Raw genomic sequence first — 23,051 nt, 5'->3', positions numbered from 1 at the left:
TGGCGTGAAGCGCCAAGCGGGAATTCCAGTCCAGGTTCGGAATTCCGGCTTGGCGCGGCTGTGCCGTTCTTGACCAGCGATGGCCTGCTCGCGGCGCAGGCGTGCCGCGGGTCCGATGTCGACATATCGCCGCACTGTTGTGCGGGCAAGTTGCCGTGGAGCACATGCGTGAAAGCGCTGGGCTGCGCCCGGAACGCGTTCACCCGTGACGTCAACCTGATCCAGGAGCCGCGCTTCTCGCGGTGCTACTTGCCGGTGGTGGATAATTTCGTCGATGTGGCCTGGCTGCTGGACGATGGTGAGGAGTTTGTCTTAGTGGATAGCTTTTATCGCGCGTTTGAAGATCAGCATCGAGGCTCAAGGGAACTGATCAAAAGTCGGCTGGCGAAATACCGGCCGTTTATTGCACCCCTTGCGAGGCTCTATCCGGGCGGAAAAGCGTTCGATCTGGGTTGCGGTCGCGGTGAATGGCTGGAGTTGATGGGCGAGTCGGGGTTCGCCGCGATCGGCGTGGACCTCGATGGCGACATGCTGGAAGCATGTCGGGAGCGCGGCCTGTCGGTATTTCAGGGCGATGCCATCGAGTATCTTGCTGCGCTCGACGCCAATAGTCACGCGCTCGTTTCAGCGTTTCACGTTGTCGAGCATGTGTCGTTTGAGCAAGTTCGACGAATCGTCAGCGAAGCGTTGCGCGTACTGAAGCCGGGCGGTCTCTTGATCCTCGAGACGCCGAACCCCGAAAATATCGTCGTCGCGGGCTGCAATTTCTATCTGGATCCGAGTCACGTTCGTCCGATTCCTTCGGAACTCCTGAGTTTCGTGGGCGAGTATGCCGGATTTGCCAGAGTCAAGCGAATTCGACTGCAGGAGTCCCCTGCGTTGCAGGAAGAGGGGGCGCGGGCCCATCTTATGGATGTGCTCGGCGGTGTCAGTCCGGATTACGCCATTGTTGCCCAGAAATCCTGCGGTGAAGCCGACGCGGCATTTTTCGACGCAGCATTCGATGCCGATTACGGGCTGTCGCTGGCCGAGCTTGCTGCGCGTTTCGAGGCAGGGGCCACCCGGGCGCACGAGCATGCCGCTGAACAGATCGAGCAGACGCGGAGCGAAATCGGGCGCCTTCATCAACAGACCCAGGGCGAAATCGAGCGCCTTCATGGCGAACTTGGCTTGACTCGCGAAGAAGTGGACGGCACCCGCCGTGAACTGATGCGGGCCGTTGATGAGCTTGCGCAGATCCGCAGCGACCTGGGCCGTGTCCGGGGCGACCTGGCGCAAGTGACCGGCGAACTGAGGCGGGTCCAGGACGACGCGCAGCACGCCGCGGAGCGATTGCAGGCGGTCTATGGCAGCACGTCTTGGCGTGTCACAGCGCCCATGCGAAGCGCCGTCACGTTCGCTCGCGGAGCGAAAGCGACGTGCAAATCCGGCGTGAGGCGTGTGCTGTTCCGAAGCGTCGCGTACGTCAATCGCAACCCTCGTCTGCGACGATTGGCGGTGCGAGCGCTGGGCGCGATGCCTGGTGTGAAGCAGAGGCTCGTTCGGATCATCGTGGGGGCGCCTGCGCAATCGATGCAGAGAAAGCCGATCGATGATGACGGTTTGACACCCCGCGCGCGCGAAGCGTACATGGCGCTTAAGTCAGCGTTCGCGCCGGACCATGGGGATACTGAATAATGCGTATCGTTGTTGACATGCAAGGGGCGCAAAGCCTCAATTCGCGCAATCGCGGCGTGGGTCGTTACACCGAGTCCATCGTCAAGGCGATGATCCGGAATCGCGGCGACCACGAAATCGTACTTGCACTGAATGGCGCGTTCGAGGAGTCCGCGCGGGTCCTGCGCGAGCAGTTCGAGGCATTGCTCCCGGCGGAGAACATTCACGTCTGGTATGCAGCAGCGCCCGTCGCGCATGCGGATAAAGCCAATGGCTGGCGTCGCCACGCCAGCGAATTGACCTATGAAGCCTTTCTGACGAGCCTGAAGCCTGACTTCATTTATATCGCCAGCTTTTTCGAAGGCTTCGGCGATGATTCGATCACCAGCATTCACGCGCTTCAGACGAACGTCCCGGTCGCGGTCACGCTGTACGACCTGATTCCATACCTCTATGCCAAGCCTTATCTGGAGAATCCTCTTTTCAAGGATTGGTACCTCGAGAAAATCGAACATCTTCGACGCGCGGATCTGTGGTTGGCCATTTCCGAATCGTCTCGCTCGGAAGGGATCGAACATCTGAATTTCTCGCCCGAGTGGTCGGTCAACATGTCCGCCGATGTCGACGCATGGTTCCGTCCCGAGCAGATTTCTGCCGAGCGCGAAACTGCGTTGCGAAGCAAATACGGGCTGACGAAGCCGTTCGTGCTCTATACGGGGGGTATCGATCACCGCAAGAACGTCGAAGGCATGATCCGCGCGTTCGCATTGCTGCCGTCCGAGTTGAGGAAGTCGCACCAGTTGGCGATCGTTTGTTCGATTCAACCGGCTAGCCGTGATGCATTGACGCGCCTGGCCCGGCAAGTCGGCCTGGACGCGGCTGATGTCGTATGCACGGGCTTTGTGCCCGACGAGGATTTGCTGTCGCTCTACAATCTGTGCCGCTTGTTCGTCTTTCCTTCGTGGCATGAAGGTTTCGGTTTGCCGGTGCTGGAGGCGATGCGTTGCGGCGCGCCCGTCATCGGCGCGAATACGTCGAGCGTTCCCGAGGTGATTGGCTGGGAGGAAGCGCTGTTCGATCCCAAATCCGACGACGCGATTGCGCAGCACATGCAGCGTGGCCTGACGGACGAGGGTTATCGTCAGGCACTGATCGAACACGGGATGCGTCAGGCGGGCAAGTTCTCGTGGGATCGCAGCGGGCGGTGTGCGCTCGATGCAATCGAGCGGCGGCGTCGGGCTTGGCTCGCCGAAACGCGCGAGCCGGAAGTCCAGTCGAAACGGCCCAAACTGGCCTACGTGTCGCCGATGCCGCCGGCCCGCACCGGGATCGCCGACTACAGCGCCGAATTGCTGCCGGAACTGGCGCGCTTTTACGATATCGACGTCATCGTCGATGCGCAGGCAGCGCGGGAAATACGGCTCGACCAGTTCGCGCCCGTCTCGGTCAAAACGCCGGCGTGGCTGCGCAAACATGCGGCTTCGTACGATCGGGTGCTCTATCATTTCGGCAACTCGTCATTCCACGAGTACATGTTTTCGCTGCTGGAAGCCGTGCCGGGAGTCGTTGTTCTGCACGATTTCTTTCTCTCGGGCGTGCTTGCGCACATGGCCATTCACGGGAACCGTTCCGACGCTTGGTCCAAGGCACTCTATGACGCGCACGGGTACGTCGGCCTGCGGGCACGACATCTGAGCGCGGATATTGCGGACGCTGTCTGGGAGTACCCGTGCAGCCTGGGCGTGGTCCAGAAGAGCCTCGGCGTGATCGTCCATTCTCCCAATTCACTGCGGCTCGCCCGTCGCTGGTACGGCGGGGACGTGGCAGACTGGACCGTCATTCCTCACATGCGCGATGCGCGTATCGCGTCGCATGGCGAGGATGCCCGCGACGCGCTGGGGATCGGCAAGGACGATTTCGTGGTGTGCGCGTTCGGCGGCCTCGGGCCGTCCAAGTTGAATCACCGGCTGCTTGATGCGTGGGGCCGATCGACCCTCGCGCGCGATCGGGCCTGTCATCTGATATTCGTCGGGGAAAATCAGCCGACCGAGTATGGCGAGAAACTCGCGCGCACCATTCGGCAAATGGGAGATCGGGTCCGCGTCACCGGTTGGGCCGATGCGCAGATGTTCCGGCGGTATCTGGCCGCAGTCGATGTCGGCGTGCAGTTGCGTACGCTGTCTCGCGGCGAGACGTCCGGGACAGTGCTGGACTGCATGAATTACGGCAAGGCGACGATCGTCAATGCCAACGGAAGCATGGCAGACCTGGATCGCGAGGCGGTATGGATGTTGCCCGACGAGTTTTCCGGCGAGCAACTGGTCGAGGCGCTGGAAACGCTGCGCTCGGATCCGGCACGCCGGCAACGGATAGGCGCGCGCGCGCGGGACATCATCGTCAACGCCCATGCGCCCGACGTTTGTGCACAACAGTATCGCGACGCTGTCGAGCGGTTCTATCTCCAAGCGAATGCGAATCCGGTCGTATTGTCTCGCGCAATCGCGCTCCGTGCCGGTCAAGCCAGCGATGACCAGTTGCGCACGTGGGCGCTGAGCGCGGCGAGGAGCTTTGTTCCGCGCAACAACAAGCGGCAATTGTTGGTCGACATCTCCGAGCTCGTGCAGGTGGACGCCAGAAGCGGGATCCAGCGTGTGGTGCGCAATCTGCTGAAGGAATGGCTGGATTCTCCGCCCGACGGCTTCCGGGTGGAACCGGTGTACGCCACGACCAAGGACTCCTATCGCTATGCGCGTGAGTTCACGATGAGGTTGATGGGGTTCGACGACGGCTGGCTGCAGGACGAGCCGATCGACTATGCGGCAGGAGACGTATTCGTCGGTCTGGATCTGCAACCGCGGGTCGTGCCAGCGCAGCGGGCGTTTTATCAAACCATGCGATTGCAGGGTGTGCAGGTCAAGTTTGTCGTCTACGATCTGCTCTGCGTGCTGCTCCCTCAGTACTTCGTTCCTGGCGCGGCCGATGGGTTTACGGGATGGCTCGATGTCGTGGCGGAGAACGATGGCGCGTTGTGCATTTCGCAGGCTGTGGCGGCGGATTTGTCGTCATGGCTCGCAACGCACGCTCCGGACCGCGCACGCTCGTTCGAAATCGACTGGTTCCATCTCGGGGCGGATATCGAAAATTTCGCGACGTCTTCGGAAATCCCGCGGGACGGAAGCAAGATGCTTCAACACCTGCGTAATGCCCCGACGTTCCTGATGGTGGGGACGCTGGAACCCCGCAAGGGGCATGCTCAGGTACTTGATGCGTTCGAGCAGCTGTGGCGCGACAATCAGAACGTCAATCTGGTCGTCGTGGGGCGACAGGGCTGGATGGTGGAGGACCTGGTCGCCCGCCTGCGGGCGCACACGGAGCAGGGGCGCCACTTGTTCTGGCTGGAAAATGCCTCGGACGTCTATTTGGAGAAAATCTATGGGGCAAGTTCGTGTCTGATTGCGGCGTCCTATGGTGAAGGCTTTGGTTTGCCGCTGATCGAAGCCGCGCAACATGGATTGGCGATCATCGCGCGCGATCTGCCGGTGTTTCGCGAAGTGGCTGGCGAGCATGCATTCTATTTTTCCGCGCAAGACGGGCGTGAGCTGGCGACCGAGATCGAGGCATGGCTGGTGCTCCGAGCGCAGCAGCAGGAGCCTTCATCTCGCGGTATGCCGTTCCTGACCTGGGCGCAGAGTGCCCGCCAATTGGCAAAAATTCTCATGCGCGATGAAGCGTATTCTTAAAGTAGGATCATTATGTCTAAGAAAACTTCCATCATCACTGGCATCACGGGACAAGACGGTGCTTATCTGGCCGAGTTGCTGCTTGATAAGGGCTACACGGTCTACGGCACCTACCGCCGCACCAGCTCGGTGAACTTCTGGCGCATCGAGGAGCTCGGCATTGCCAAGCATCCGAACCTGCATCTGGTCGAATACGACCTGACCGATCTGTCGGCGAGCATTCGCCTGCTTCAGACGACCGGGGCAACGGAGGTGTACAACCTCGCCGCGCAGAGCTTCGTCGGCGTGTCCTTCGACCAGCCGGTCACGACTGCGGAGATTACTGGCATCGGGCCGCTGAACCTGCTCGAGGCGATTCGCATCGTCAATCCGAAGATCCGCTTCTACCAAGCGAGCACGTCCGAGATGTTCGGCAAGGTGCAGGCGATTCCGCAGATCGAATCGACGCCGTTCTATCCGCGCAGCCCGTATGGCGTGGCGAAGCTGTACGCGCACTGGATCACGGTGAACTATCGCGAGAGCTACGACATCTTCGGTTGCAGCGGGATCCTGTTCAACCACGAGTCGCCGCTGCGCGGCCGCGAATTCGTCACGCGCAAGATCACCGACTCCGTTGCGAAGATCAAGCTCGGCCAGCTCGACGTACTCGAACTGGGCAACATGGATGCGAAGCGCGACTGGGGCTTCGCGAAGGAGTATGTCGAGGGTATGTGGCGCATGCTGCAGGCCGACGAACCGGACACGTACGTGCTGGCCACGAACCGTACCGAGACCGTGCGCGATTTCGTGAGCATGGCGTTCAAGGCGACGGGTGTCGACCTCGAATTCAAGGGCAGTGACGAGCAGGAAGTCGGTATTGATGTCGCCACCGGCAAGACGCTGGTTCGCGTGAATCCGAAGTTCCATCGGCCGGCCGAAGTCGATCTGTTGATCGGGAATCCCGAGAAGGCGAAGCAGAACTTGGGCTGGGAGCCGAAGACGACGCTCGAGGAGCTGTGTGCGATGATGGTTCAAGCAGATTTGCGCCGAAATGAACGCGGCTTCTCGTTCTGATACGCCGCGCGCCCTGGTGACGGGGCTCGGCGGCTTCACCGGCGACTATCTCGCGAAGTCGTTGCAGGCGGCCGGCTATCGCGTGTTCGGCACGACGCACGGTTCCGAGGCGACCGGAGCCGGCATGTACCGGGTCGATCTGTGCGACCGGGCGGCGCTGGCAAAGGTCGTCGCGGACGTGCAGCCGGACGTGGTCGCGCATCTCGCCGCGGTGTCATTCGTCGCGCACGGTGATGCGGACGCGATCTATCGCACCAATGTGGTCGGCTCGCGGAATTTGCTGGAGGCGCTCGCGAGTCTGGCAAATCGTCCGCGAGCAATTCTGCTGGCGAGCAGCGCCAATATCTATGGCAACGCGGCGGTCGAGGTCATTGACGAATCCGTCGAGCCGAATCCCGCGAACGATTACGCGGTCAGCAAACTGGCGATGGAATACCTGGCGCGCCTGTGGCAGGACAAGCTGCCGATCGTCGTTGCGCGTCCGTTCAACTACACGGGCGTCGGGCAGTCGCCGCAGTTTCTGCTGCCGAAGATAGTCGGCCATTTCCAGCGCGGCGAGCGTGTGATCGAACTCGGCAATATCGATGTCGAGCGAGATTTTTCCGACGTGCGGCGCGTGGTGGATGCCTATCGGCGTCTTCTGGAACAAGCGCCGGCTGGCGGCGTGTTCAACGTTTGTTCGGGCCGGGCGGTGTCGCTGAAGGCGGTGATCGCGATGATGGAGCAGATCGCCGGCTACACGATCGACGTCCAGGTCAACCCCGCGTTCGTACGTGCGAACGAAGTGCGCCGATTGCAGGGCAATGGTGCGCGGTTGCAGGCCGCTATCGGGCAGCTCGACGACATTCCGCTGGAGAGTACGTTGCGCTGGATGTTCGAAGCGGGGCGTGGGTGAGCGTCGGTTTCGGTATGGTCGCGTCGGTTTCGCGTGGTGCGTACGCCGTCTCGGCAGGTGCACGTCGGCAGTTTGTCGAACGGGCGGGGTGCAACGAGGTATCGATGTCGGTCGGCCGGATTGTACGATTCCCCGCGTTCGGCGGCCGCGTTCGCGTCGCTTGCGAGTCGGCCCGGATGAGGAGCAGCACGTGAAGTTGGGGGTGGATATCACCTGGATGGTGGGCAACTACCGCGGCATGGGGCGATTCGCCCGGCAACTGGTGGAACCGGTCAGCGCGTCGGTGCTGGGTCTGGCGCCGAGCGGCGTGAGTGCCGACGAGTGGCCGTTCGTCAGTGACGGTCACGGTTTCTTCCCGTGGTGGGAGCAGGTCGAGTTGCCGCGCTTGTGCCGTGAGCAGAAGCTCGACTATCTGCTATGCCCGTATAACACGGGGCCGCTGCGGTCCACGGGCAGCACGCGGGTGATCGCGGTCGTCCATGACCTGATCTACATGAAGCCGTGGCATGTGCTGCCGCCGGCGCGATCGTTGTATCAGACCGTTGGGCGGGTTTACCGTCGTCAAGTGGTGCCTCGGCTCGTTCGCCGGGCCGACGCCGTGCTCACCATCTCACGCTTCACACAGCGAGAGTTGATGGAGCGGTTCGGGTTGCGCGAGGCGGACGTCCCTGTCATTCCGTGCACGATTTCGGACGACTGGTTCGCGCCGCCGGTCAGTCGGCCTGCCCGCCAGCCGTATCTGTTCACGGTAGCGGGAGAAGTGCCCAGCAAGAACGTTGACCGTCTGCTGCAGGCTTTCGCGATGGCGAGGCCCGCACTGGGCGATGACGCACGGCTCAGGATCGCGGGAATCAAATCCGACCATCACGCGCACTTTCTCGGGCGAGCGAATGCGCTTGGGCTGGGGGGCGTCGTCGAACTGCTGGGCTACGTGTCGCGAGAGGATCTGCGGCAGCAGTACCGCCACGCCCGCGCGTTCGTCTTTGCGTCGTTGTTCGAAGGGTTCGGGATTCCATTGCTGGAAGCGATGGCGTCCGGTACACCGGTCGCATGCAGCAACACGACGTCGATGCCCGAGATCGTCGGCGAGTGCGGCCTGCAGTTCGATCCTTATTCGGTCGAGGACATGGCCGAACAGATCCGCCACGTATGGGGCGACAGTACGCGATTCGACGTGGCGGTCGGTGCCGGCATGGACCGCGCGCGCACCTATTCGGCGTCTGCCGTTCGTCCATCGATTCAGGATTTCTGGGCCCGCCTGTCATGAGCCAGAACAAGAAGAAACTGCTGGTGCTGACGCCGCGGTTTCCGTATCCGGTGATCGGCGGCGACAAGCTGCGGATCTACCATCTCTGTCGCGTGCTGTCCCGCCATTACTCGCTGACGCTGCTGAGCATGTGCGAGACCGACGAAGAAATGCATGCCGTGTTGCCGGACGACGGCGTGTTCGACCGCGTCGAACGGGTCTTCCTGCCTCGCCGGCTGTCGTACCTCAATACGCTGCTCGCGTTGCCGACCCGCACGCCGTTGCAGGTCGCGTACTACCGGAGCCGCGCATTTGCGGCGGCGGTGGCGAGATTGCTGCCGTCGCATGATGGCGTATTCGTGCATCTCGTGCGCTGTGCCGAATATGTACGCAAGTCGGACAAGCCGCGCATCCTCGAAATGACCGACGCGATCTCGCTCAACTACAGTCGTGTGAAGCAGTTGAAGAACGCACGAGGACTGAAGTCGCGCGTGTTCGGTATCGAGGCAAAGCGCCTGCTCGACTACGAGCGAACGATCGTCGACGACTTCGATCTCTCGGTGCTGGTTTCCAGAACGGATCGCGACTACCTGTTTCCCGGCGCGTCGGGCAAGAACGTGATGGTGTGCTCGAACGGTGTTGACCTGTCGGGCCTGCCGTACACGCCGCGCAGCATGGCGAGCCGCGTCGTGATTTTCATCGGCGACATGCGCACGGTCCAGAACCAGGATATGTGTCACTTTTTCGCCGGGGCCGTATTGCCGTTGCTGCGCAAGCGTGCCGACTATCGTTTCCGGATCGTGGGGTCGATCGTACCTGCACTCGCCGAACGATTTCGCGCGTACGACGGCGTCGAAGTGACCGGCCGGGTCGAGTCGGTTGCGCAAGCTGCGTCAGACGGCGCAATCGGCGTATGTCCGATGCGCATCGGCGCGGGAGTGCAGAACAAGATTCTCGAGTACATGGCGCTCGGGCTACCCGTCGTTACCACGTCGCTGGGCCATGAGGGCTTGGGTGCTGAAGGGGGGCGGGAACTGTTGATCGCCGATACGCCGGAGGAATTTGTCGATTGCATCGAACAACTCGTCGCCGACGAGGCCGCGTCGGTAGAGATGGCGGCGCGAGCGCGCACCTTCGTCGAACGTGAGCATGGGTGGGAGCGAATGATTGCGCCGCTCGTCGAAAAGGTGAATGCGTTGCTGGCTTGATCGCTGTCGTGCCCGTCGCGGCCCATACGCGTACGGCTCGGTTGCAAGTAGCGGTTCGAGCGCCGTCGGCCCGGCTATTCGAGGCGCCCGGCTTGGAGGCCGCGAGCCGGCACGGTTACAATTTGGCACGCGTCCGTTTGAACCCCCGATGCCGGCGACGGCGGTCTTCTTTCATGAGGCCGTGTCCGGGGCGGGGCGACCCCGGTCACATCAGCGGTGCAGCATTTATGTCCGATTCAGAGGCCGCGCATCGATTCGTATCGGCCCTACCGCGGGCGGGTGCGCGGTGGTGCGAATCGATGACGGTGTCCACGATCGATATCCTCCTCGTTTTCGAGAGCCATCCGTGTTCTTCTTTGGCCCCCTTCCCGTATGCGTGCGCCCGCTGGGCACAAGCGGCCCCACCTGCGATGTAGCGCGTGGCGTAGTGACGCGCGCGCTTGACGCTCCGATTTCGTGCGTGGTCATCGGCAGTGGCATCAGGCGGTTATGTAGCGATGTCCGCCGGCTGAGTCGGAGGCGATCATGACGCATCTCGTTGTCACCGGCGCGAACGGCTTCGTCGGCCGCGCAGTTTGCCGTCTCGCGCTGGACGCCGGGCACGCTGTCACGGCACTCGTGCGGCGGCCGGGCGGATGCGTCGACGGCGTACGCGAGTGGGTGCATGGCGGCGCCGATTTCGATGGCCTCGCCGAAGAATGGCCGGCCGACCTGACCGCCGATTGCGTGATCCACCTCGCCGCGCGCGTGCACGTCATGCGCGACGAGTCGCCCGATCCCGACGCCGCATTCGACGCGACCAACGTCACGGGCACGCTGCGTCTCGCCGAGGCCGCGCGCAAGCATGGCGTGCGTCGGATCGTGTACGCGAGCAGCATCAAGGCGGTGGGCGAAAGCGACGGCGGCGCACCGCTGTCTGAAAGCGTGCGCCCCAACCCACAGGACGCATACGGCCGCTCGAAGCTGCGTGCGGAACAGCAACTCGCGCGGTTCGGCGCATCGGCCGGGCTCGATGTCGTCGTCGTGCGGCCGCCGCTCGTCTACGGCCCGTCCGTCCGTGCCAATTTTCTGCGAATGATGGATGCGGTGGCGCGCGGGATGCCGCTGCCGCTCGGTTCCGTCTCCTCGCGCCGCAGCATCGTCTACGTCGACAATCTCGCCGATGCAATGCTGCAATGCGCGACGAACCCGCACGCGGCCGGTGAATGCTTCCACGTTGCCGATGACGACGCACCGTCCGTCACGGGCCTGCTGCGTCTGGTCGGCGACGCCCTAGGCAAGCCGGCGCGGCTTCTGCCGGTTCCGGCCGCGTTGCTCCGTGCGCTCGGCAAGGTGACCGGCCGTAGCGCGGCGATCGACCGCCTGACCGGCAGCCTGCAACTCGATACGGGCCGGATCAAGCGCGTGCTCGGTTGGCAACCGCCTTATACGACCCGGCAGGGCCTCGAAGCGACCGCCGCATGGTATCGTTCGCGCGATACACAACGATAGTCGACATGCCTTTCCCGATATTCACGTGGCCCGTTGCGGTGGCGCTGGCCGCCGCCATCGCATCGACGGCCATCTTGCGCGTGCTGCTCGCGACCGGCCTCGCGTGGCGTCTTGCCACCGACATCCCGAACGATCGTTCACTCCATACGCTGCCGACTCCGCGCGTCGGCGGGTGGGGCATCGTGCCGGTTTGCATCGTCGCGCTGCTGGCGCTGGCGCCGCACCTGTGGCTGATCGCGGTCGCCGCCGCCGCGCTTGCCGCGATGTCGCAGATCGACGATCGGCGCGGGCTACCGGCCCGCGTGCGGTTCTCGGTGCACCTGGCGTCCGTCGTCGCGCTGATCGCTGTCTACCCGGCCGATGCGCCGTGGTGGCTGCTCGTCGGCGTCGGCTTCGTGATGGTTTGGCTCACGAACCTGTACAACTTCATGGACGGCGCAGATGGCCTCGCGGGAGGGATGGCGCTGTTCGGCTTTGGCGCGTACGCGGTCGCGGCGTTGACGGGCGCGCATCCGTCCCCCGATCTCGCCTTGACCGGGGCGGCGGTGGCCGGCGCGGCGTTCGGCTTCCTGCTACTCAACTTCCATCCGGCCAGGCTGTTTCTCGGCGATGCAGGTTCAATTCCGCTCGGTTTCCTGGCCGGGGCGCTCGGCTATTGGGGCTGGCGTACGGACGTCTGGCCGATCTGGTTTCCGGCCCTGGTGTTCGCGCCCTTTATTGCGGACGCGTCTGTAACACTTTTGAGACGTCTGTTACGCGGCGAAAAGTTCTGGCAAGCGCACCGGGAGCACTATTATCAAAGGATGGTCCGATCGGGCGTAGGTCACGGACGGACCGCTCTTTATTGGTACCTCATCATGCTCGCAGGCATAATCGTCGCCGTGTGGGCAAAGGGCCGCCCGGAATGGCAGCAATGGCTGTCATTCTTCGCGTGGTACGCCATCCTGGCATGCATGGGATGGTCGATCGACATGCGCTGGCGCCGGTTTCAGGCGGCCGCCGAAAACAATTCGTGAGGTTTCCCGCCGATGTTGCGATCCAAAGCATCGTGGCTGTCACTGAGTGCTTTCCTGTTCGACCTGACGGCCGTTGTCGCGTCGTGGTTGTTCGCTTATCTCATCCGTTTCAACGGCAGCGTTCCGTCTGATTTCCTGAGCGGCGCGCTGATGGCCCTCGTCTGGGTGCTGCCGGTCTACGCGCTGATGTTCCACCTGTTCGGCCTGTACCGCGGGCTGTGGGTATTTGCGAGCCTGCCCGACCTGATGCGCATTTCGAAGGCAGTCGTCGGCGGTGGCGTGATCGTGATGATCGGCGCCGTGATGTTCCAGCCATCGCCGATCATCCCGCGCTCGGTGCTGCTCGTGTCGCCGCTGATGCTGTTTCTTGCGATGGGCGGGGCGCGCGCGCTGTATCGCGCGACGAAGGAGTTCTACCTGTACGGCGGGCTGGTCGGGCAGGGCAAGCCCGTGTTGGTGCTCGGCGCCGGCACGGCCGGCGCGAGCCTCGCGCGCGAGCTGTCGCGTTCGGGCGAATGGCGTCTGGTCGGCTTGCTCGACGACGACGTCACCAAGCAGGGGCGCGAGATCTACGGCTACAAGGTGCTCGGCTCGTTCAACGACCTGAAGCACTGGACAGACGCGCTGAAGGTCGAATACGCGATTATCGCGATTCCGTCGGCATCGGTCGAAACGCAGCGCAGGGTGGCGACGCTGTGCGTGCGCGCCGGTGTGAAAGCGATGGTGCTGCCGTCGCTGACCGCATTGATGCCGGGGCAGGGGTTCCTGTCGCAGGTCCGCAATATCGACCTCGAGGATCTGCTCGGTCGTGACGCGGTGACAATCGATACGCCGCACGTCGAGGCGCTGCTGCGCGGCCGCGTCGTGATGGTGACGGGCGCGGGCGGCTCGATCGGATCGGAACTATGCCGGCAGATTCTTCGTTTTGCGCCGGCGCAACTCGTCGCGTTCGACCTGTCCGAATACGCGATGTACAGGCTTGCTGAAGAGTTGCGCGAGCGTTTCCCCGACCAGCCGGTGGTGCCGATCATCGGCGACGCGAAGGATTCGCTGTTGCTCGACCAGGTGATGTCGCGCCATGCGCCGCACATCGTGTTCCATGCGGCAGAGTACAAGCATGTGCCGCTGATGGAGGAGCACAACGCGTGGCAGGCGCTGCGCAATAACGTGCTCGGTACGTATCGCGTCGGGCGCGCGGCGATTCGTCACGGGGTGCGTCATTTCGTGCTGATCTCGACCGACAAGGCAGTCAATCCGACCAATGTGATGGGCGCGAGCAAACGTCTTGCCGAGATGGCCTGTCAAGCGCTGCAGCAAACGAGCGGCGGCACGCAGTTCGAGACCGTGCGCTTCGGCAACGTGCTCGGCAGCGCAGGCAGCGTGATTCCGAAGTTCCAGCAACAGATCGCGAAGGGGGGGCCGGTGACGGTCACGCATCCCGAGATCACGCGATTTTTCATGACGATCCCGGAGGCATCGCAACTCGTGCTGCAGGCATCGAGTATGGGACACGGCGGCGAAATCTTCATTCTCGACATGGGCGAGCCGGTCAAGATCGTCGATCTCGCTCGTGATCTGATCCGCCTGTACGGGTTTTCGGAAGGCCAGATCCGGATCGAATTCACGGGTCTGCGGCCGGGCGAGAAGCTTTACGAGGAACTGCTCGCGGATGACGAAACGACGACGCGCACGCCGCATCCGAAGCTGCGGATAGCGCGCGCACGGGAAGTACCGGATCATCTGCTCGATGAATTGCTGCCGTGGCTGATGCAGAACCGCGTGCTGAGCGACGACGAGGTGCGGCGCGATCTGCGGCGCTGGGTGCCGGAATATCAGACCGCCGCAAGTCCTGCCCTTCAAGCCGTATCGGCGTTGTTCCCGCCGAAGTCCGCGACGCGAGGATAGCGGACGCGGGTATTACCAAGCGTGCCCCGCCGACCGTAGCCATTTTTGAAACTATTCTTGGATAAAAGGGCGCAATGCATCGAACATACGATGCAATCCGCCGTTACGGTGCGAGTAGTGCCCCGTAACGGGCAATTGCCCTCATGGTGATTTGTCGCTGGAGCGACGGTATCTTCGCGCCCTTGGGAAATCGCCGTATCGCCAGCAGGGACCAGAGCTTCACATCGAGCCTGCATCGGTCATCCAGCAATGACAACGTCTCCTGATCGAGTTCCTTGTCGAGCCGGATGCGCAGATTTTCCGGCACACGTGCAGTCGAATTAAGATGCATCATTGGCAGATCGGTCCTGAACCAACGATTCAAATTTTGATGAAAATGTGGGTTCTCGATAATATCGCTGTAAGCAATTGAATCGAGTCGACTCAGTGCGTCTCTCAGTAATCTGGAGTCCTGATCCGGGGAGATGAACGAATCATTCCCGATACGTTCGTCCGGCCACAATAGCATGCGAGTGGCCAGATTATCCGTTTGACACGCAATGCGTGGATCCGTCAGGAATTCTTTCAGGGTGCCGCGCGAGAGTTTGATGCAATCTTGCCAACTTCCCCAACGCACAAGATATTCGTCCGACATACATCGCCAGTACACCCAATGAGACAAGAGGCGGGATAACGGCTCGCGAAGGAAAGTCAGTAGTTGGGCGTGCGGGTATCGATGCGTCAAAGTGCTGTAAGAGAAATGGCCCATGATCAGCTTCGATTCGGGCATCTTGCTTTCGTCAAGATGGATTGTCTGCGCAACCTCATAATCGAACTCCGAGAGTCGATCAAATGTGCCGAGCAGTAGTCGATCGATTCCTCGAACTTCGTCGTTGATTTTCAAGGATTGCGATATGCCGGTGATGACTGATGTGCCCGCCGTTTTCGGGACGTGCATGATCGCAAGCGGCTTTTCGTGGTTACGCGGTTCGTTTTTAAATCTGGGAGTAGTGAAATAGTCGAACACGATCTAATTGGAGATGATCTATCAAAATCGCCTTGGGCAGACGATTTCTTCACGATGACTTGCGACAAGTAGAAGGCCGGCGGGGAATGCGTGCGGCTATGTCGGGATGTCAGTTTATCGGTAAAAAAAGGCGGCTGCCACAATACCGGCGTCGAAGGCGGCCCATCGTCGGGATGTCCGGCGGCCTCAAGCAGCTCAATTTCTACGTTGCACGGTCGTTTGCCTGTTCCGCCGCTCAAGGGACGGGCTTTTCGGGGCATGCCGGACGTCGCGTTCGACTCCGATCCGAACAGCGGCGAAGCAGTCGCCGTGGGCGGACAACTCGAGATAGTGGGCGGGACGAGTCTGTCCGCACCGCTATTTGCTGCGACCTGGGCGCGCGTGTTGTCCAGTGCCTGCGCGACGAATCTCGATTTTGCGGCGCCCACGCTCAGGTCACGACGCCATCGGTCTTTCGCGATATCACGTACGGGGCGAACGGCGCGTACAGGGCAGATTCGGGATGGGACTTCGTGACCGGCTGGGGCACACCGAACGTCAGGATGCTGTATTCGTCGGTATGCAATTCGGCCCGTGCCGTCTATAGCGCAGGAATCAACGAAGGGACGACGCTAAAGCCACTAGTGATACGGTCCGTCGGCATCGACGCGCCATGCGAGCCGACAACGCGCCGGCTACCCGCACCCCTCAATACCCCCCCTTCCCCTTCCTCACCACCATCCACCGCGGCGCCCTGAACCTGACGATGCTGAGATAAAGCCACACATAAGTCAGCGCGAACACCACAACAAAAACGAACAGATGCACGGTATGCCGCCAGAACAGCGTCGCCGGAATCACCGCGACGAGGCACAGCAGCCACAGATAAGGTGAAGTCAGCGAATTCCGCCGCGTCAGATCGTGCGCATGCTTCGTCCCCACGGCCCACCGCATCAGCCGCTTGTACACGAGCATATGCAGATGCACGCCGTCCGGAATCCCCGGCGACATCCCGCGGATGAACTTCTTCCGGTAGATCGAGAAGCAGGTCTCGAAGATCGGATACATGAACAGCAGCACCGGATACCACGCGGACACCTCGCGGTTGCGCATCACGAGCATGATCGCGAGCTCCGCGAGCATGAAGCCGATGAAATACGCGCCGCCGTCGCCGAGAAAGATCAGCCCGGCCGGGAAATTCCACAGGAAGAAGCCGAGCACGGCGCCCATCATGATGATCGACGCGGACATCACGACCGGGTCGTTGACGTGGAACGCGACATACGCGAGCGACGCGAACATCATGAAGCTGACCATCGACGCGAGCCCGTTGAAGCCGTCGATGATGTTGATCGCGTTCGCGAGCGCCGCGACCGCCAGCACGGTGATGAACGCCGAGATGGCCACGTAGCCGAGCAGGAAATCGAGCGGCGGCACGCTGATGCGCTTGACCGCGATACCGAGCAGCCAGAACGCCAGCGCGGCCGCGCCCATCGTGCACAGCAGCCGCGCGCGGGGCGACACGCGCTTGGTCAGGTCCTCGACGAGGCCGGACAGGAACGCCGGCAGCCCGCAGGCGACGATCCCGAGAATGCTGCCGGCGATCGTCGGGTAGCGTCGCGACACGACAAGCGCGGCAATCACGACCCCGGCGAGGATCCCGATGCCCCCCACTCGCGGCACGGGCCGCACGTGGAATTTCTGCACGCCGGCCAGGTCGCTGTCGATCGAGAATTTCTCGTGAAGGTGCGCGTAGCGCACGATGAACAGCGTGACGAGCAAGGAGACGATGAAGCCGGACGCGAAGCTGAGCATGGGATCGCTCGAAAAATGGACAGCGGATTATACAAAACCGCGCGGGTTCCCCTCCTGCCATCGCCAGTGGTCGGCGCACATTTCCTCGATGCCGAGCGTCGCACGCCAGCCGATGATGTCGGCCGCGGCCTGCGGGTTCGCATAGCACTCGGCGATGTCGCCCGGGCGGCGCGCGACGAGTTCGTACGGCACCGGGCGGCCCGACGCCTTCTCGAACGCACGTACGACTTCCAGCACGCTGTAGCCCTGGCCGGTGCCGAGGTTCACGACGAAGCTCGCGTCGCGCGTGGCCAGCGCATCGAGCGCGGCGATGTGCCCCTTCGCGAGATCGACGACGTGGATGTAGTCGCGCACACCGGTGCCGTCCGGCGTCGGGTAGTCGGAGCCGAACACGCGCAGCTTTTCCAGCTTGCCGACCGCGACCTGCGCGACGTACGGCATCAGGTTGTTCGGGATGCCGGCCGGATCCTCGCCGATTAGCCCGCTCGCGTGCGCGCCGACCGGGTTGAAGTAGCGCAGCGTGGCGATCCGCCACGACGGGTCCGAGACTTCGAGATCGCGCAGGATCTGCTCGGCGATCAGCTTCGACTGGCCGTACGGGTTCGTCGCGGACAGCGGGAACGATTCGTCGATCGGCGAGCGCTCGGGCACGCCGTACACGGTCGCCGACGAGCTGAACACGAACTGCCGGACGTTGCGCTCGCGCATGACCTTGAGCACGGCGAGCAGGCCGCCGATGTTGTTCTGGTAGTACTCGAGCGGCTTCGCGACCGATTCGCCGACGGCCTTGAGCGCCGCGAAATGAATCGTGCCGGTGATCGGGTGCGCGTCGAACACCTTCGCGAGCGCGGCTTCGTCGCATACGTCGACCTGGTGGAACGCGGGCGTCTTGCCCGTGATCCGCTCGATGCGCCGCACCGATTCAGCCTTGCTGTTCACGAGGTTGTCGACGATCACGACGTCGTAGCCGTTGTCGAGCAGCTCGACGGTCGTATGCGAGCCGATATAGCCCGCGCCGCCAGTGACGAGGATGGTGCCTTTAGCGGTCATTGCTGTTGCGCTCCTTCAGAGGGTGATACCGGTTAACGAATGGATGGTACGCCTGTAGCGTTCGACGACCTGCTGTTCGTCGAATTCCGCCGCGACCTTGTGTCGGCCGCGTGCGCCCATCGCCGCGCGGCCTTGCGGCCCGAGCGCGATCATGCGAATCAATTGTTCCGCGAGGCTTCCGCTGTCGCGCACGCGGCACAGGAACCCCGTTTCGCCGTCGGCGACGACGTCGCGGCAGCCCGGCACGTCGGTCGCGACGATCGGTCGACCCATCGCCGATGCCTCCATCAAGGTGCGCGGCACGCCTTCGCGGTACGACGGCAGCACGACGCAGTCGGCCGCCGCGATGTGCGGACGCACGTCGTGCGCTTCGCCGAGATACTCGACGATGCCTTCGCCGACCCACGCGTCGACGTCCGCGCGACCGATCGCGCTTGGATTGTCGACGCCGAGCGGCCCGAGCAACTGGAAGCGCACGTTCGGAAAGCGCTCTCGCACGACACGCGCGGCTTCCACGTATTCACGCACGCCCTTGTCCCACAGCAGCCGGCCGATCAGGATGAAGACGGGCGCGTCGCCGCCCGGCAGCGGCACGGGCGAGAACTGGTCGAGATCGACGCCTTCGCCGTGCAGCAGCCGCGCGCGCTCGGGATGCGCGAGCAAGCGCTCGTCGGTGAAAGTCGCGAGATCGTCGCGGTTCAGGAACCACACCTCGCGCGGAAAGCGGAACGCGAACCGGTACAGGCGCTTCGCGATGCTCGCCGCGCGGCTCTTCTGGATGAACACGTAGCCGAGGCCCGTCGTCACCGCGATCGACGGCACGCGCGCGAGCCACGCGGCCACCGAGCCGTAGATGTTCGGCTTGATCGTGTAATGGAACACGAGGTCGGGCCGCAGCGCGCGGTAGTGGCGCGCGAGCGCGGCGAGCGTGCCGAGATCCTCGCGCGGGCTCGTGCCTTTCGATGCGACCGCGAGCGCGACGTAACGGCAGCCCATCTGTTCGAGCAACGGCACCGTGCGGTCGTGCGGCGCGATCACGATGACCTCGGCGCCGCGCGCGACGAGCGCACGGATCAGCCCGTGGCGATACGTATGGATCGCCCAGGCCGTGTTGCAGACGAGCGCGATGCGCAGCGGAGAGGTGGCGGACATGAAAAAAAGAAAAAATAAAGCGTCGAAATTGCCGAACGGGCCGGATGCGCGTCAGGCGGACGGCCGCGCGGCGAACAGCGTCTGCTTGATGCGCTGCAGCGTACGGTACGGCGTCACGAAGTGCAGCAGGTTCTTGGCGAGGCCGGCCCAGTCGTACGGGTTCAGCGCGTTGAAGTGGCGCAGCAGCAGCGTGAGCGTCGACACCAGTTGGCGCCGGCGCTTGGTCGCGCTGATCCCGCCCTCGTTGAGCTCGTAGTACAGGCCGAGTTCCGGCAGGTTCGCGCAATCGTAGCGTTGCATTAACCGTAAAAAAAGATCGAGATCCTCGGCCGCGCGGTACTTGGCCCGATAGTTGCCCACTTCGCGCACGGCGTTGATGCGCAACATGACCGACGGATGCACGAGCGGCGAGCGCAGGAAGCGCGTGCGGCGCAGCGTGCGCGGATCGGTGGGCGGCGTGAGCATGAAGCGCGGCTCGCCCGCGCGCGACACGACCTGCGTCCACATGCCGACGCAGGCGACGCGCGGGTGGGCGCCGAGATACGCGCGCTCTTTCGCGAGGCGCCGCGGCGCGGCGAGATCGCCCGCGTCGATGCGGGCCGCGTAGCGGAAGCCGCGCGCGGCGAGCGCGTCGATGCCGGCCGCCAGCGCGCGTTCGATGCCGCCGTTTTGCGGCATGCGCAGCACGTCGATCGCGAGGCCCGGCAGGTCGGGCGCGACGATCGGCGGCGTGCTGCCGTCGTCGACGATCAGCACGTGCACGCGCGCATCCTCGCGAAACGACGCGAGGGTCCGGACGACGTCGTCGTGCCCGTTGTAGGCCGGCATCAGCACGGCCACGTCGTCGAGCGGGGGCGGGCGATCAGGGGGCGTCATGTTCGCAGCTTGAAACGGATGTAATAAAAGTTGACGGCGGCAGCAGCCAGGTAGCCGGCCGCCAGCCCGACGAGCGCGCCGTACAGGCCGAGCCGCGGGATCGCGAACAGGTTCACGAGCGCGGCGATCGCCAGCGCGAGCAGCCATTTCGTGAGCAACACGAATTTTGCTTGATATTTGAGAACGATAAGATTGCCTATCGCCTCGATGCCGGCCGGCACGGACAGCCACACGGCCCAGCGGAAGATGTCGACCGACGCCTCGTAGCCGCGGCCGAACACCTTGCCGACGATCAGCGGGGCGGCGGCGTCGAGCACGAGCGCGCCGGCCGTCATCAGGCCGGCCGTCATCGCGATCAGCCGGACGATGTTGCGGCGCAGCCGCGCGACGTCCTGCACGCGGTAGACGAAGGCGGGCGCGATGGTCTGCGCGAGCATCAGCGCGAGCGTGATCCAGTTCTCGTTGAGCTGCTGCGCGGCCGAGTAGCGGCCGAGATCGGCGAACGACACATGGCGCTCGAGCATCAGGCGGTCGAGCTTCAGGAACAGATACATGCAGATGAGGCCGAGCCAGAACACGGTGCCGGCCGTCGCAAAGTGCCGGAACAGCGGCCTGTCGAACGTCCAGCCGAGCGCGCCGCCGTTACGATGCCGGTAGTACAGCAGCAGCGCGAAGCCGATCGCGGCGGCTTCCAGCGCCCACAGCCACGCGAAGCGGGCGGGGCCGGCGGCCGCGCGCACCAGCAGCCACACGAGCAGCGCCTTGGCGAGCGCGGTGACCATGCTGGCGACGAGCTGCGGCTTGCTGTAGGTCATGCTCTGCAGCCACGCGTTGATCACGCCGACGAACGGCTCGCGGAACACCATCGTGACCGCGAGGCCCGCGAGCATCGCGCCGACCAGCGGGTCGAAGGCGCCCGCGGCGATCGCGATCCAGGTCGCGGCGAGCGCGGCGACCGACACGGCGATGCGCAGCACGAACGCGCTGCCGAGCACCGCGCCGAGCTGGGCGGGCGGGCGCTGGACGATGGTCGGGACGAGAATTTCCGCGCCGCACACCCAGGTGAGCGGCGCCAGTACCAGGAGCAGCGTATTCGCATACTGCCATTTGCCGAACACATCTGGCCCGAAATAACGGGCCAGCAGGCCGCTGATCGCGATCGCGACGCCGATCTGTGTAAGCCGTTCGAGCCCCAGCCAGACGAGGTTCGCGACGGCTTTCGCGACGTCCGGGTTGCCGAAGCGCTTCAGCATGCGCGGCAGCGGCGGCGCGCGGGCAGGGCGGCCGGAAGCGGCGGGTGGGCGGCGGCGGGACGGCCAGGCATTAAAATGGGCGATATGCGCGTCATCGAAACCCGCGATTATAAGTGGGATCGCGACCGCGCCAGCCGTTCCATTCCTTGTTTTGCGGGGCCGCATGTATCATGCGCGGCACCGGCGAGAGGCGGCCAGCCAAGCCAGACAATTTTCCATGCACGCAACTGAGAGAGAAGAGAATCGATGATCTCCCAATCCATCTTCAAGGCATATGACATCCGTGGCGTGGTCGGCAAGACGCTCGACGTCGACACGGCGCGCGGGATCGGCCGCGCATTCGGCAGCGAAGTGCGTGCGCAGGGCGGCGATGCGGTCGTCGTCGCGCGCGACGGCCGCCTGTCCGGGCCGGAACTCGTCGGTGCGCTGGCCGACGGCCTGCGTGCTGCGGGTGTCGACGTCGTCGACGTCGGCATGGTGCCGACGCCGGTCGGCTATTTCGCGGCGAACGTGCCGCTCGCGCTGAAGGGCGGCGAGCGCCGCGTCGATTCGTGCATCGTCGTCACGGGCAGCCACAACCCGCCCGACTACAACGGTTTCAAGATGGTGCTGCGCGGCGCCGCGATCTACGGCGAGCAGATTCAGGCGCTGTACCGCCGCATCGTCGACGAGCGGTTCGAGACGGGCAGCGGCACGTATGAGGAAATCGACGTCGCCGATCAATACATCGCGCGTATCGTCGGCGACGTGAAGCTCGCGCGGCCGCTGAAGCTGGTCGTCGACGCCGGCAACGGCGTCGCGGGCCCGCTCGCGACGCGCCTGTTCAAGGCGCTCGGCTGCGAACTCGTCGAGCGCTTCACCGACATCGACGGCACGTTCCCGAACCACCACCCCGATCCCGCCCACCCGGAAAACCTGCAGGACGTGATCCAGGCGCTGAAGGACACCGACGCCGAGCTCGGCTTCGCGTTCGACGGCGACGGCGACCGCCTGGGCGTCGTCACGAAGGACGGCCAGATCATCTATCCGGACCGCCAGTTGATGCTGTTCGCGGAAGAAGTGCTGTCGCGCAACCCGGGCGCCCAGATCATCTACGACGTGAAGTGCACGCGCCACCTCGCGCAGTGGGTGAAGTCGAAGGGCGGCGAGCCGCTGATGTGGAAGACGGGCCACTCGCTGGTCAAGGCGAAGCTGCGCGAGACGGGTGCGCCGCTCGCCGGCGAAATGAGCGGCCACGTGTTCTTCAAGGATCGCTGGTACGGCTTCGACGACGGCCTGTACACCGGCGCGCGCCTGCTCGAGATCCTCGCGAAGACGGCCGATCCGAGCGCGCTGCTCAACAGCCTGCCGGACGCGATGAGCACGCCCGAACTGCAGCTCTGGCTCGACGAAGGCGAGAATTTCCGCCTGATCGACAAGCTGCAGAAAGAGGCGAAGTTCGAGGGCGCCGAGGAAGTCGTGACGATCGACGGCCTGCGTGTCGAGTACCCGGACGGCTTCGGCCTCGCGCGTTCGTCGAACACGACGCCGGTCGTCGTGATGCGTTTCGAAGCCGAGACGCAGGAAGGGCTCAAGCGTATCCAGGAAGACTTCCGCCGCGTGCTGACGGCCGCGAAGCCGGACGTCAAGCTGCCGTTCTGAGCGCCGGCCGGCGGGCCGCCCGTACGACGGCCGTTCATCGGCCGTGTTCATCCCGAAAAGCGGCGCGCG

At 63.7% G+C, this 23,051-nt stretch carries 16 protein-coding genes; 10 read left to right on the top strand and 6 right to left on the bottom strand.

Annotated features, from left to right (window positions below; translation table 11 throughout):
* The first annotated feature begins 168 nt into the window (after positions 1 to 168).
* The 9 genes from C5F75_RS14815 to C5F75_RS14775 all read left to right on the top strand — a co-directional run bounded on the left by C5F75_RS14815 (position 169) and on the right by C5F75_RS14775 (position 14,210).
* Positions 169 to 1,677 (top strand): class I SAM-dependent methyltransferase, encoded by a 1,509-nt coding sequence (locus C5F75_RS14815; protein ID WP_230971913.1) that lies wholly within the window; start codon positions 169 to 171, stop codon positions 1,675 to 1,677.
* Positions 1,677 to 5,396 carry a glycosyltransferase gene (locus tag C5F75_RS14810; RefSeq protein ID WP_059574197.1) on the top strand — a complete coding sequence of 1,240 codons (3,720 nt, stop codon included), beginning with the start codon at positions 1,677 to 1,679 and terminating at the stop codon, positions 5,394 to 5,396. The genes C5F75_RS14815 and C5F75_RS14810 overlap by 1 nt, the downstream gene beginning before the upstream one ends.
* A 12-nt stretch (positions 5,397 to 5,408) precedes the next feature.
* Complete coding sequence (gene gmd, locus C5F75_RS14805; RefSeq protein ID WP_059574196.1) at positions 5,409 to 6,449, top strand: GDP-mannose 4,6-dehydratase; 1,041 nt, start codon at positions 5,409 to 5,411, stop codon at positions 6,447 to 6,449.
* Complete coding sequence (locus C5F75_RS14800) at positions 6,427 to 7,344, top strand: NAD-dependent epimerase/dehydratase family protein (protein WP_059574195.1); 918 nt, start codon at positions 6,427 to 6,429, stop codon at positions 7,342 to 7,344. Before gmd ends, C5F75_RS14800 begins: the two co-directional genes overlap by 23 nt.
* 190 nt (positions 7,345 to 7,534) lie before the next feature.
* Complete coding sequence (locus C5F75_RS14795; protein WP_059574332.1) at positions 7,535 to 8,611, top strand: glycosyltransferase family 4 protein; 1,077 nt, start codon at positions 7,535 to 7,537, stop codon at positions 8,609 to 8,611.
* Entirely contained in the window at positions 8,494 to 9,798 is a 1,305-nt protein-coding gene (locus C5F75_RS14790) for a glycosyltransferase (protein ID WP_230951120.1), read from the top strand. Before C5F75_RS14795 ends, C5F75_RS14790 begins: the two co-directional genes overlap by 118 nt.
* A 525-nt stretch (positions 9,799 to 10,323) precedes the next feature.
* Positions 10,324 to 11,289, top strand: coding sequence for a UDP-glucose 4-epimerase family protein (locus C5F75_RS14785; RefSeq protein ID WP_059574193.1), 966 nt, complete (start codon positions 10,324 to 10,326; stop codon positions 11,287 to 11,289).
* Positions 11,290 to 11,294: 5 nt separating this feature from the next.
* Positions 11,295 to 12,305 carry an MraY family glycosyltransferase gene (locus tag C5F75_RS14780; RefSeq protein WP_059574192.1) on the top strand — a complete coding sequence of 337 codons (1,011 nt, stop codon included), beginning with the start codon at positions 11,295 to 11,297 and terminating at the stop codon, positions 12,303 to 12,305.
* 12 nt (positions 12,306 to 12,317) lie between these two features.
* Positions 12,318 to 14,210, top strand: a complete 1,893-nt coding sequence (locus C5F75_RS14775; protein ID WP_104012383.1) for a polysaccharide biosynthesis protein — start codon at positions 12,318 to 12,320, stop codon at positions 14,208 to 14,210.
* Positions 14,211 to 14,313: 103 nt separating this feature from the next.
* On the opposite strand, the gene C5F75_RS36320 is transcribed toward C5F75_RS14775, so the two are convergent.
* The 6 genes from C5F75_RS36320 to C5F75_RS14740 all read right to left on the bottom strand — a co-directional run bounded on the left by C5F75_RS36320 (position 14,314) and on the right by C5F75_RS14740 (position 21,341).
* The gene (locus tag C5F75_RS36320; protein WP_146075207.1) at positions 14,314 to 15,216 is read right to left on the bottom strand and encodes a sulfotransferase family 2 domain-containing protein; all 903 of its coding nucleotides are present in this window, start codon (positions 15,214 to 15,216) and stop codon (positions 14,314 to 14,316) included.
* A 687-nt stretch (positions 15,217 to 15,903) separates the two neighbouring features.
* A complete protein-coding gene (locus C5F75_RS14760) occupies positions 15,904 to 17,010 on the bottom strand; it encodes an MraY family glycosyltransferase (protein ID WP_059574189.1) in 1,107 nt (368 codons plus the stop codon).
* Between the two features lie 27 nt (positions 17,011 to 17,037).
* Positions 17,038 to 18,060, bottom strand: a complete 1,023-nt coding sequence (gene galE / locus C5F75_RS14755) for a UDP-glucose 4-epimerase GalE (protein WP_059574188.1) — start codon at positions 18,058 to 18,060, stop codon at positions 17,038 to 17,040.
* 15 nt (positions 18,061 to 18,075) lie between these two features.
* Complete coding sequence (locus tag C5F75_RS14750) at positions 18,076 to 19,212, bottom strand: glycosyltransferase family 4 protein (protein WP_059574187.1); 1,137 nt, start codon at positions 19,210 to 19,212, stop codon at positions 18,076 to 18,078.
* A 51-nt stretch (positions 19,213 to 19,263) separates the two neighbouring features.
* Positions 19,264 to 20,088, bottom strand: a complete 825-nt coding sequence (locus C5F75_RS14745) for a glycosyltransferase (protein WP_059574186.1) — start codon at positions 20,086 to 20,088, stop codon at positions 19,264 to 19,266.
* Positions 20,085 to 21,341, bottom strand: a complete 1,257-nt coding sequence (locus C5F75_RS14740) for a lipopolysaccharide biosynthesis protein (protein WP_059641920.1) — start codon at positions 21,339 to 21,341, stop codon at positions 20,085 to 20,087. The genes C5F75_RS14745 and C5F75_RS14740 overlap by 4 nt, the downstream gene beginning before the upstream one ends.
* A gap of 246 nt (positions 21,342 to 21,587) precedes the next feature.
* Between C5F75_RS14740 and C5F75_RS14730 the strand changes: the two genes are divergently transcribed.
* The gene (locus C5F75_RS14730; RefSeq protein ID WP_059574184.1) at positions 21,588 to 22,982 is read left to right on the top strand and encodes a phosphomannomutase/phosphoglucomutase; all 1,395 of its coding nucleotides are present in this window, start codon (positions 21,588 to 21,590) and stop codon (positions 22,980 to 22,982) included.
* The last annotated feature ends 69 nt before the right edge of the window (positions 22,983 to 23,051 follow it).

This window comes from Burkholderia anthinoferrum, assembly GCF_002925705.1.
GTDB lineage: Bacteria > Pseudomonadota > Gammaproteobacteria > Burkholderiales > Burkholderiaceae > Burkholderia > Burkholderia semiarida.
Note: the sequence above shows the minus strand (reverse complement) of the source record. Positions and strands in the feature narration are given on the sequence as shown.

Bases quoted from the DNA above. Each gene is read 5' to 3' on its own strand.
- C5F75_RS14810 (WP_059574197.1), top strand. From the start codon at position 1,677: ATGCGTATCGTTGTTGACATGCAAGGGGCGCAAAGCCTCAATTCGCGC.
- gmd (WP_059574196.1), top strand. From the start codon at position 5,409: ATGTCTAAGAAAACTTCCATCATCACTGGCATCACGGGACAAGACGGT.
- C5F75_RS14800 (WP_059574195.1), top strand. From the start codon at position 6,427: ATGAACGCGGCTTCTCGTTCTGATACGCCGCGCGCCCTGGTGACGGGG.
- C5F75_RS14790 (WP_230951120.1), top strand. From the start codon at position 8,494: ATGGGGCGACAGTACGCGATTCGACGTGGCGGTCGGTGCCGGCATGGA.
- C5F75_RS14785 (WP_059574193.1), top strand. From the start codon at position 10,324: ATGACGCATCTCGTTGTCACCGGCGCGAACGGCTTCGTCGGCCGCGCA.
- C5F75_RS14780 (WP_059574192.1), top strand. From the start codon at position 11,295: ATGCCTTTCCCGATATTCACGTGGCCCGTTGCGGTGGCGCTGGCCGCC.
- C5F75_RS14775 (WP_104012383.1), top strand. From the start codon at position 12,318: ATGTTGCGATCCAAAGCATCGTGGCTGTCACTGAGTGCTTTCCTGTTC.
- C5F75_RS14760 (WP_059574189.1), bottom strand. From the start codon at position 17,010: ATGCTCAGCTTCGCGTCCGGCTTCATCGTCTCCTTGCTCGTCACGCTG.
- galE (WP_059574188.1), bottom strand. From the start codon at position 18,060: ATGACCGCTAAAGGCACCATCCTCGTCACTGGCGGCGCGGGCTATATC.
- C5F75_RS14750 (WP_059574187.1), bottom strand. From the start codon at position 19,212: ATGTCCGCCACCTCTCCGCTGCGCATCGCGCTCGTCTGCAACACGGCC.
- C5F75_RS14745 (WP_059574186.1), bottom strand. From the start codon at position 20,088: ATGACGCCCCCTGATCGCCCGCCCCCGCTCGACGACGTGGCCGTGCTG.
- C5F75_RS14740 (WP_059641920.1), bottom strand. From the start codon at position 21,341: ATGCTGAAGCGCTTCGGCAACCCGGACGTCGCGAAAGCCGTCGCGAAC.
- C5F75_RS14730 (WP_059574184.1), top strand. From the start codon at position 21,588: ATGATCTCCCAATCCATCTTCAAGGCATATGACATCCGTGGCGTGGTC.